The sequence below is a fragment of the Streptomyces sp. NPDC007205 genome, from assembly GCF_040634095.1.
Taxonomy (GTDB): Bacteria; Actinomycetota; Actinomycetes; order Streptomycetales; family Streptomycetaceae; genus Streptomyces.
The window spans coordinates 1-8,883 of sequence record NZ_JBEYEW010000091.1 but is presented as its reverse complement, the minus strand read 5'-3'; the positions used below and the strand labels follow the sequence as shown (position 1 = coordinate 8,883).

The window sequence follows — 8,883 nt, the reverse complement described above, 5'->3', positions numbered from 1 at the left end:
GGCGGATCCTCCGCAAGGCCAGACTCAGCCCGAACGCACTCACGTCAACCACAAAGGCCATCCTCACCCTGCAGGCTCACCGTTGAAAAGGCTCCCGGCCACTGGAGCCACTGGCACGCCGTCGCGCGGAGCTTCAACGCCGATGCGCACGCAAACGTCAAGGTCACGCACACGGGCGAGCTGCAGTTCCGTTCCGTGCTGTACTCGACCGATAAGCACCGCCAGCACGCGAAGACGGACCGCACCTCCATGCCAGCGACCGTCCACGTCGTCCGCTAGTGCTGTGACCGGGATGGTCCACCGGGTTGAGATCTGTGCCGGCGCTGGCCATTCCCCTTCCGCGGGTGGCGTGATCGCGTAAGTTGTGGCTTCTCGAAGGTGTGCGCGAAGGAGCGGAAGTGGGCGGGAACCCTCGGATAGCGGCGCTCGAGCAGGTCGTGCCGACGACGTACGGCGTGGATGAGCGGATCGACTGGAGTGCGGTCGAGGAGATCTGGGGGATCCGGTTCCCGACCGACTATGTCGCCTTCATGGAGGTGTACGGGGCAGGGCAGCTCAGTGGGGAAGTCGGAATAGTGCTGCCGGTTCCTCGGCCCGATGCTTATTCGGACGGCTCCGGCCTACGGCAGGAGACGGCGAATGCACGCGGTACCTGGGAGATGCTCGGCGGCAGAGCGGCCCTCGATGTGGATCCGGACTCCATCCTGGCTTGGGGCGTCACCAGTGGCGCAGACATCTATTGCTGGCTGACCACGGGCGACGATCCCGACCTGTGGCCCGTGCTCGTGTGCGGGCGGCACACGAATCCCCATCTCCAGGTCCACCCTTTCGGAATGGCGGAGTTCCTGCGCAGACTGCTCACCGACGAAGAGTTCCAGGAGGAGACGATCAGTGTCGTCCTTCCGAGAGAGTCCTCCTTCGTCAACTGGCGTGAACAGCAACGGTGTTGGGAGGCCAGCCTCGACCCTTCCACAGGGGAGCCCTGGTAACAGCAGCCGCTTGGAGCGACTGCTGGTGCTCTGACCACAAAGTTCGCCGGGTTGGGCTTCAGCGGGCGCACTGCTGGCCACGGAGGATGGCGCGTCCTCGGGATTAACCTGGCTCCGTGACGCAGCGATTGAGCACGGTGGTGCTGATGTGTGGTCTTCCGGGAGCGGGCAAGACCACCTACGCGATGGATCTGGTGCGACGCGGCTACGTTCGCCTGTCGATCGACGAGGTGGTCTGGCAGCGACTCGGGCAACGTGACGCCGGCCTGGTGCTGGAAGCGGAGGCGTTCGACCAGCTCAAGGAAGAGGTCCGCCGCGAGCAGCGGCAGGAACTGGTCGAGCTGATGCTGGCCGGGCGCGATGTGGTGGTGGACTACAGCTTCTGGAGTCGTGCCGCCCGTGATGATTACAAGGCGCTGATCGAGAACCACGGCTGCCGCTGGGAACTGATCCACCTCAAGGCTGAGCGGACGACGCTGGAACGTCGCCTTGAAGCACGGAACTGCGGGGAAGGCGCCAACTCCGTCACTGTGGACGAGACGCTGTTCAGCCGCTACCTGACCAACTTCGAGGAACCGGACGGAGAGGGTGAGCAGGTCGTCATGCAGCCCTCGACCTGAGGACCTGAAGCCGGTTCAGCGGAGAGCGGACGCCCTCCCCAGCGGATGCTCTTCTCGCAGCGGATGCGGGCGCGCTCGCGACGTTGTGCGGCCAGGACGGCGGGATGGCGGGCGGGCCGCGCGGGCACGGGGTGTACGGGACGCCGTCACTGTCACATGCCTTCCTCATCATTGCCCTCGACGGGGCGCCGGTCTTCACCGTCGGGACACCGCGCCGAGCCCCACGGACCACGGCTACCCGAAGCGGCCAGCCGTGGCCCGCGAAGAGACCCCCCGCCTGTCCGTGTACTTCTCTACGGCCTCCGGGCCGCCGCACGCGGTGCGTTCGGTGACCGCGCCCCGGGCGCGCCGTGTCTTTGGCCGAAAGTTTTCGATGCGCGGCCCGGGCCGGTGCGTCCAGCAGGTACATTCCCGCGCGATCTGAGGGCCGGGCCCAGGGTCGGCCGGGCATGATGCGGTGCCTCGGCAGCTCCGTGAGGAGAGGCTATGGAGTTACGCGAGCACCAGATCGAGGCGCTCGCCGCGATCGATGCCGCCATGGCCGACGGCGAGCGGCGCATGACGGTGGTGGCCGCCTGCGGCACCGGCAAGACCCTGATCGCCCAGCAGGCCGAGCAGCGTCTGGCTCCCCAGGGCGCCGTGTTGGTGCTGATGCCGACGAAGGCCCTGGTGACGCAGACCATCAGGCGCTGGCGTGAGGCCGGCCGTGAGGGGCTGGCGCTCGGGGTCTGTTCCCTGCGTCAGCGGGAGAGCGGACTGTCGCCCGGCGAGGCGGTGATGACTCGTCACCCGCGGGCGATCGCCCGTGCGATGCGGGTCGGCGGCCTGGTCACCGTGTTCGCCACCTACGGCTCGCTGCACCACATCCAGCGTGCCCACGAACAGCACGGCCTGCCGCCCTGGGACCTGGTGATCGCCGATGAGGCCCACCGCACCTGTTCCGCCTTCGGAGACGGCTGGGGCACCGTCCACGACGACGCCGCTATCCCCGCCAAGACCCGTCTGTACATGACCGCCACGCCCAGGATCTGGGGTGCCCCGGCCCAGGCCGAGCTGCTGCCGTTCATGGAGCGCATCCCGCTGGCCACCATGGACCACCGCGACATCTTCGGCCCGACCGTGTTCGAGCTGGGCATGGCCGAGGCCATCGAGCGCGGCATCCTGGCCGACTACCAGGTCATCATGCCGATCGTCGAGGACAGCGACCTGCACGCCATCCTCGCCGCCCGCCGCCCCGCCACCAGCGCCCACCACAACGGGCTGCGCAACGCCGCCGCCCAGGTGGCCCTGCTGCGGGCGATCGCCGAACACCGGCTGCGCCGCGTCCTGGTCTTCCACGACCGCGTCGCCCTCGCAGAGGCCTTCGCCGCCTGCCTGCCGGACACCGCCCTGGAGGTCGGTGAGGAACTGCGCATCGAGAACCTGTGGGCGCAGGCGATCCACGGCCAACAGCCGAGCGACTGGCGCCGCGACCTGCTGGACGACTTCGCCGACCCAGACCGGGACTGCGCGGTGCTGTCCAACGTTAGGGTGCTGAACGAGGGCGTCGACATGCCCGACGTCGACGCCGTGGTCTTCGCCGATCCGCGCTACAGCACCATCGACGCCATCCAGGCCGTCGGCCGCGGCCTGCGCCAGCCCCCGGGCGCCGGGAAGAAGACCACCCTGATCTTCCCGGTCTACCTCCACCCCGGCACCGACACCGCCGACCTGCTGCAGGACTCCGCGTTCGCGAACCTGCTCACCCTCCTGCAGGCGCTGCGCGCCCACGACAGATCGTTCATGGACCGCATCGCACTGCCCGCCCGCACGCACAGCGGCACCACCACGGAGCGGCGGGCCGTCTGCTACGCCCATCCCGAGCGCGCCGAGCAACTGGCCCGCGCCCTCGGACTGGAGATCACCCTGCCAGCCATCGGCACCTGGGAACAGGCCCTCACCTCCGCCACCCGCTACCGCACCAGCTTCGGGCATCTCGACGTCCCCGCCGACTACACCGACCCGGACGGCTTCGCCCTGGGCGAGTGCGTGAACAACCTGCGCCTGCGCCACTTCCTGGACCGCCGGCCGGCCGAACACAAACAGGCCCTGGACGCGAACTGGCCGGCTTCACGGGTCTGTCCGTGCCCGAGTTCCTGCCGGAGGTACTGCCCGCCGTGGCGATCAGCTGGCGGCTCGGCTCACGGTTCTGGGGCCAGGGATACGTGTCCGAAGCCGCCCAAGCCACCCTGGAGTTCGCGCTCCAGGACCGTGGCCTCGACCGCGTCATCAGCATCAGCCGGATGGGTGACGACGCCTCCGAGAACGTCATCCGCAAGCTCGGCATGGTGCCGCACTCGCATTGATCGCCACGAGGTAGGACGGCCCAGTCGAAGATGTTACTTTCCTGGCGCTGACCGGAGGTACTGCCCGCCGTGGCGATCAGCTGGCGGCTCGGCTCACGGTTCTGGGGCCAGGGATACGTGTCCGAAGCCGCCCAAGCCACCCTGGAGTTCGCGCTCCAGGACCGTGGCCTCGACCGCGTCATCAGCATCAGCCGGATGGGTGACGACGCCTCCGAGAACGTCATCCGCAAGCTCGGCATGGTGCCGCACTCGCATTGATCGCCACGAGGTAGGACGGCCCAGTCGAAGATGTTACTTTCCTGGCGCTGACCTGCGCTTTCACGGAACTGCGGCCAGAGCCGAAATCGGCGATCCCCATCAGCGGTCGGTGCCGTGCACGAGGCCGGCGGGTAGCGGGACGCGGTCAGACGCGCAATCGCATGCGATAAACGCGGCGACGTCGACGATCAGCACCGACATGATCGTTTTCGCACCTATTCTCGGTCAGCGGGATGGCGTTGCGGCGCGGGTCTGATGCGGCGTCCTGCAGGGAATCGGGCCTGGTCCGGGTCCGCCGCCCGCGGTCAAGGCCGCCCGGGCCATGGGAGTCGCCGTGACCGTCGCCGCCCTTCCGGAGCTTGATCGAGTTGATCTTGTCCCGGACACCGTGTTCGTTGTGCTTGTGCAGCCGAGACGCGGCCCTAACCCGGTCCGGGACCGTCTCGGTGACATGCTTGACGATCTTCTTGAGGGCTTTCTCGGAGCCGTGCAGCGCACCTTCCAGGACCGAGTCGAAGGCGCGGGTGAAGGTGTCCTTACCCCTGGTGCGGCCGAAGGCGCCCTTGGCGCGGTCGAGCGGGGAGGAGCTGGCCAGGTGCAGTGCGCTGGCGTGCGCAGAGACCTTGCCGGCGCCGCTCTCGAACTCCTCGTGGTCGATGAACAGGTCCGCATCACCGCCACCGCCGCCGCCCGCGGAGGCGAGCGCGAAGCCGCCGCCCACGCCGCCCGCCGAGGCCAGCTGCATGCCGCCGTGTCCATGTCCGTGGCCGTTGCCGCCGGCCCCGCCGCCACCGCCTGCGCCGGTCGGATCCGGAGGCAGGGAGAAGGCGTCGTTGGCCAGGTTCAGGACCGCGTCCTCGACCATCGCCTCCAGCTTGGCGCGTTCACCGGAGCGGTGACCCGGGCGATCAGCTCGTCCACACACCGGTCGGCCGCCTCGTCGATGATGCGTTTCACCAGCTGCCGCATGGCCGCGACCTCCGCCGCGCCGAGGACGGCGGACAGGCCTCCGGTGACGAAGGCCATCCCGAGCGAAAGGCCCACCGAGCCTGCCATGACGGCGAGTTCCGCCTCGGCCTGCTCCCGGAGATGATGTCCACGACGACGTCACACACCTCGGCGAACAGGCGGCCCAGCTCCGGGATCTTGTCCAGGTGACCGGCCTAGACCTGGGCCCAGTGCGTCTGCATCGAGTGGACGGCCCAGCCCTTGGACGAGGCGAGGATCTGTTCCACCGCCTTGTGGGCGTCGGCCCCGTGCCCCTCGAACTTGTCGGCGAACTCCCGCATGGTGTCCGCCATCGCGCGGTAGTCGTTCTCGTCGACGTTTGGGAACTTGATGCCTATGAACCGGCTGCTCGCTGGTCACCACGCTCACTGTCCCTGTGCCGCCTCTGCCCCCTGAGTAGCCGAAAGCGATCAAAACGGGATGCAATCACTGCGTCGGGCGTGCTTGTATGCGGCCATCGTGACGGGGACACAACGGAGTTGATTCGAGGCCCCGTTCGAGGCTGACCTTCAAGGGCGAGCTAGGGTAACCACCATGCGATGGGGGGATCGTCCGGTTTGGCTCCGGGGCACGGCGGCCGTGTACGCGGTCGGATTTCTGGAAGGGACGGCAGCACACGGGTATTTCCTGGTGACGGGCGGGCTCGACGCCTACAACTACGCGCCGATGCTCGTCCAACTGCTCTTCCACGTGCTCTTGCTGCTGGATCCACTGGTAGCACTGCTGATCATCCGTGCTCGCCCTGTTGGACCGTTGCTCGCTGCCGCGGTCATGCTCGCGGACACGGCCGGCAACTGGAGCGTCGCATGGAGCCAAGTCATGACGCACCCCACCACGTTTCTCCTTCCGATAGGGCTGTTGCCGATCACGCTTTTCGGCATCTTCGTCCTGGGTACAGCGCTTCCGTTCCGCCGAGCCCTGACGTCCGGTGGTGACGTCGATGCCCCCGTTTCATCTCCGGCCGAAGCAGGATGACGCACAATCGTCGCCCCGGCCGAGCGTTCTCCAGCGGTTCAGAGGTTAAGAGCTCGTAACACGATCATGTGACAGAGTGCCTCAGTTGGCCATTGAGTGCGTCAGTTGGCCACCATGGCGCTCCAGCATTGACCCGCTCGGGCTTCCTACGGCTTTTGATCTTCTACCAGTCACCGCGATCAGCGGACCATCGCGCGGACGCTGCCGGCAGGTTGGGCATGCTGGGTCGTACGGCATGATTGCCACCATGCGTAGAGGGGTGGGTGGGGGGGCGTCTTCGGCTGTGGCAGGGGCGCGGACGCGACCAGTCGGCGCTCGCCGAGATCTGAGCGCGCGCGTTCAACGATCGCTGTGCGAAGTTCGGCCGGCCCATGGGTCCGATCAGACTCGCCCTGACCGCCGTATGGCGTGAACGTGCTGCTCTACCAGGCCAATCCGCACCCCGCATGGTCCTCAAGCCCGACCGTGGACCGGCTGCCCACCCGCAAGGGCAAGCCCCCTATCACCGCAACGGCCGCATGGTCGGCTACGCCGTCCTCGGCCCCGACACCAAACCCTCCCGCGCCTCCGGCACCTTACCTGACGGCCTGTACGCCAAGAGCGTCCCTGCCGAAGCCTTGCACCCTTTCACCCTCACACCCTCGAACCCCGCGTCAAGGGCTACAAGACGGAACGCTCCGAAGGCGGGCCATCCTCGGCCGCCATGCAGGAACTCGGCATACAACTCCCGCTGTAGAGACCGCTCCCGACCGCGATGACCCAAGTCCTGACCAGCGTGCCGCGCTGACCTGGGGATTTATTGAGCAACTTCTGAAGACCCACCGAAGCAGTCAGTCATGGTTCTACTGCTTTGCAAGAACCCCAGGTGGCTGGTTCGGAGGCGTGGGTCGTCAGGCGAGCAGCCCTTGTTGTCGCGCCCAGAGGCCGACGGCTCCGGAGTTGCGGGGGCTGAACTTGTCGGGATGGAGCTCACCGGCGCGGGTGATGAGTCCGTTCTCTGGATAGCCGAAGGCTTGGAGAAGTTCGTCGGCCAGCGTGGCGGCGGCTTCCAGCAGGCCGCGGCCATGGTCGGCAACGTCGTCCAGGATCACGGCAGCCTGAGCATGGGCGTACTCGCTGTCCTGAGTGCTGAGTTTGGCGCGCTGCCAGGAGCCGGGATCCAGCGGGTCAACGCGGAACGAGATCGTATGCGGGCGGTCGAAGGCGGGGACCGCCGCGCGCGCAGGGTGGTCGGCCATGTCTGCCACGAGGGCGGCTTTGACGATTGCGGTTCCGCTGGTTGCGGCACGGTCGCATGCGTGGCTGGCGAGGAAGCGGAGCGCGCACAGCAGTTGGTAGACGACTTCGCCGGGTTCAGCGAACTGCAGGTCCACTTCGCTGCCACCAAGGCGTGACTGATGGATGTGGAGGACCAGGCCGATGGCTGCGCTGCCGTCCCGGTGGAGTTCTGCCCGTGCGCCGCGGTCGTCGCCGGCTTCCCGTACGATCAGCCGACGCGGACCGACGGCCGGGCGTGTGAAGGTGCGGTGACGTCGGCCGAGATGTAGCTCCGTGCGCTGAAGTTCCTCCTGGTAGCGGGCGAAGCGGGAGGAGTCGATGACCATGTCGCCCGGACTTTCGGGAACCAGGGTGACGATGAGGTGGGGTGTGATGCGGTCGGACAGGGCGTCGACGAGGTCCTTCTCCACGTCGGCCAGGCGCTGGTCACGCTCGGCAGCCGCCGTGTAGCGAGCCCGGTAGGCGGTGGCGACGTCCGTCTCCGTGAGCCATTCTGTCTTACTGCCACCACGCCGGGGATAGCGCAGCGTGTCCTTGGACGGTTTGGTCGGGGGCGCCGTTACGGCGTGTGGGCCGTAAGGGCTGCGGGGCACAGCGAGCATCAGGAATCCGGTACCTGGAGCGCCAGGGTTGGGGACACGAATGGCTTCGTAAGGAACGGGCGGGGCGGTGTTGTTCGCTATGACCTGCCGGATGTGCCGCAAGTGACGGTCATCCAGGTCAATATCGAACACTTTGCTAGGTACGCCCTTGTCCTCGGCCATGCCGAGCAGGAGAAGACCGCCCGTGTGGTTGGCCAAGGACGCGATGTCCTTGGCCAGTTCCTCACGGCCCTTGTCGTCAGCGCTGTAGTGCGCCTGTTTGTAGTCGAGATCCTCGCCCTCGGCTGCATCGGCGTTGCCGACCAGATCGGCGATGCTGCTGTAGTCGACGTCATCGAGCCGTCTGCCCAGCAAGCTCTCGAGCCTGCGCAGTCGCATCACCATGTGCAGACCTTATGACGCAGCGCTAGGTTTCGACCCCTCGGAGTCATGGTCGGGCTTGTCGGCCATCGGTTACGCATGCGGTGTAGTTGCGAGTATTTGGCGTGCCCTCGCCAGGCGGCCGGGGCGGGCGAGGGCGCGTGCGTTCGATTCGCAGCTCCTTACACCGCGCCCACGCCTTGGCGGGCGTGTCGCGGGGCCGGGTAACGCCCTCGGCACCAACTCGTTCCAGCGGAAGCTGCGGCGAGGAATCGTCGGTGATCGAGGAGATGACCTGGACGGAGGGTGCCCCGCGGTGGCCTGAGTCAGGCGGGGGGGGAGCGTGCCCTAGTTGTATTGACCTGAAGCGTTGTTCACACGGCTGATCGGTGGGTGGCCGCCGAGTGCGGTGTGGCAGCGGTGGTGGTTGTAGGTGTGCAGGAAGTCT

The 8,883-nt window shown here is 67.3% G+C and carries 8 protein-coding genes and 5 pseudogenes; 7 read left to right on the top strand and 6 right to left on the bottom strand.

Going from position 1 to position 8,883, the window contains the following annotated elements; genetic code table 11:
* The first annotated feature begins 398 nt into the window (after positions 1-398).
* Complete coding sequence (locus tag ABZ624_RS41240) at positions 399-989, top strand: SMI1/KNR4 family protein (protein WP_360100584.1); 591 nt, start codon at positions 399-401, stop codon at positions 987-989.
* Positions 990-1,105: 116 nt separating this feature from the next.
* On the top strand, positions 1,106-1,609 hold the full coding sequence (locus tag ABZ624_RS41235) for an ATP-binding protein (RefSeq protein ID WP_360100581.1): 504 nt from the start codon (positions 1,106-1,108) through the stop codon (positions 1,607-1,609).
* Positions 1,610-1,626: 17 nt separating this feature from the next.
* Here the strand turns inward: ABZ624_RS41235 and ABZ624_RS41230 are convergent.
* Positions 1,627-1,722, bottom strand: a pseudogene (locus ABZ624_RS41230) (IS630 family transposase); the annotation flags it as partial.
* A 373-nt stretch (positions 1,723-2,095) separates the two neighbouring features.
* On the opposite strand from ABZ624_RS41230, the pseudogene ABZ624_RS41225 reads away from it, so the two are divergent.
* From ABZ624_RS41225 to ABZ624_RS41215, 3 pseudogenes are all read left to right on the top strand, one after another.
* Positions 2,096-3,646: pseudogene (locus ABZ624_RS41225) on the top strand (DEAD/DEAH box helicase family protein); the annotation flags it as partial.
* A gap of 59 nt (positions 3,647-3,705) precedes the next feature.
* A pseudogene (locus ABZ624_RS41220) lies at positions 3,706-3,936 on the top strand (GNAT family N-acetyltransferase); the annotation flags it as partial.
* A gap of 69 nt (positions 3,937-4,005) precedes the next feature.
* Positions 4,006-4,194: pseudogene (locus tag ABZ624_RS41215) on the top strand (GNAT family N-acetyltransferase); the annotation flags it as partial.
* 163 nt (positions 4,195-4,357) lie between these two features.
* Here ABZ624_RS41215 and ABZ624_RS41210 read toward each other — a convergent pair.
* From ABZ624_RS41210 to ABZ624_RS41200, 3 genes are all read right to left on the bottom strand, one after another.
* On the bottom strand, positions 4,358-5,077 hold the full coding sequence (locus tag ABZ624_RS41210; protein ID WP_360100578.1) for a hypothetical protein: 720 nt from the start codon (positions 5,075-5,077) through the stop codon (positions 4,358-4,360).
* Positions 5,056-5,268 carry a hypothetical protein gene (locus ABZ624_RS41205; RefSeq protein ID WP_360100575.1) on the bottom strand — a complete coding sequence of 71 codons (213 nt, stop codon included), beginning with the start codon at positions 5,266-5,268 and terminating at the stop codon, positions 5,056-5,058. The genes ABZ624_RS41210 and ABZ624_RS41205 overlap by 22 nt, the downstream gene beginning before the upstream one ends.
* Positions 5,269-5,375: 107 nt before the next feature.
* Positions 5,376-5,513, bottom strand: a complete 138-nt coding sequence (locus ABZ624_RS41200) for a hypothetical protein (protein WP_360100572.1) — start codon at positions 5,511-5,513, stop codon at positions 5,376-5,378.
* 286 nt (positions 5,514-5,799) lie between these two features.
* Between ABZ624_RS41200 and ABZ624_RS41195 the strand changes: the two genes are divergently transcribed.
* Both ABZ624_RS41195 and ABZ624_RS41190 read left to right on the top strand, forming a co-directional pair.
* A complete protein-coding gene (locus ABZ624_RS41195; RefSeq protein WP_360100569.1) occupies positions 5,800-6,195 on the top strand; it encodes a hypothetical protein in 396 nt (131 codons plus the stop codon).
* A gap of 371 nt (positions 6,196-6,566) precedes the next feature.
* Positions 6,567-6,953, top strand: a complete 387-nt coding sequence (locus ABZ624_RS41190; RefSeq protein WP_360100566.1) for a DUF6009 family protein — start codon at positions 6,567-6,569, stop codon at positions 6,951-6,953.
* A 132-nt stretch (positions 6,954-7,085) separates the two neighbouring features.
* Here ABZ624_RS41190 and ABZ624_RS41185 read toward each other — a convergent pair whose 3' ends face one another.
* Together ABZ624_RS41185 and ABZ624_RS41180 are read right to left on the bottom strand one after the other, a co-directional pair.
* Positions 7,086-8,459, bottom strand: coding sequence for an ATP-binding protein (locus ABZ624_RS41185; protein ID WP_360100563.1), 1,374 nt, complete (start codon positions 8,457-8,459; stop codon positions 7,086-7,088).
* Between the two features lie 324 nt (positions 8,460-8,783).
* Positions 8,784-8,883 (bottom strand): annotated as a pseudogene (locus ABZ624_RS41180) (IS481 family transposase); the annotation flags it as partial.